1 protein-coding gene is annotated in these 667 nt (G+C 58.9%); it reads left to right on the top strand.

Going from position 1 to position 667, the window contains the following annotated elements; all coding sequences use genetic code 11:
* Positions 1 to 667 (top strand): chitobiase/beta-hexosaminidase C-terminal domain-containing protein (locus OHL23_RS28555; protein ID WP_263355503.1); only part of this gene is annotated, 667 nt, incomplete at both ends.

A 667-nucleotide genomic window follows, 5' to 3' on the forward strand; every position in this document is an offset into this window, starting at 1 on the left:
TTGCCACTGGAACAAGCACGCCCACAGCCGCTACACCAACCTTCTCTGTGGCAGCGGGAACCTACGCCTCGGCGCAGACGGTCAGCATCAGCGATGCCACCAGCGGTGCTACCATCTACTACACCACCAATGGCACCACGCCCACCACGGCTTCAACAAAGTACTCCGGCCCCATTGCGGTAAGCGCGACGGAGACATTGAAAGCGATTGCGGTCGCATCCGGATACAACAACAGCACTGTAGCTTCGGCAGCCTACACCATCGACACTGTCGTGCCGGCGCCGACCTTTAGTCCAACTGGCGGCACCTATACCAGTTCGCAGAAGGTGACCATCTCAGATACGACTGCGGGCACCGCCATCTACTACACCACGAACGGCACCACGCCCACCACGGCTTCAACAAAGTACGCTGGCCCCATTACGGTTAGCTCGACTGAGACATTGAAAGCCATCGCGGTTGCCACGGGCGATGCTAACGCTGTGGGTACCGCGACGTACACCATAACCTCGCTGCCCCCGGCCACCACAACGACGGTCATCAATTATCCGAACGGCTTCGGTAGCAGCTGCGACTCGGCGAACCTTTGGTTGGAGAACAACGCCTCGTGCGCTTCCCCTTCCGTCCATGTCGTCCCGCACGTAGTTCACAACGCATCGAATATGTT

It is taken from the genome of Acidicapsa acidisoli, assembly GCF_025685625.1.
Taxonomy (GTDB): domain Bacteria; phylum Acidobacteriota; class Terriglobia; order Terriglobales; family Acidobacteriaceae; genus Acidicapsa; species Acidicapsa acidisoli.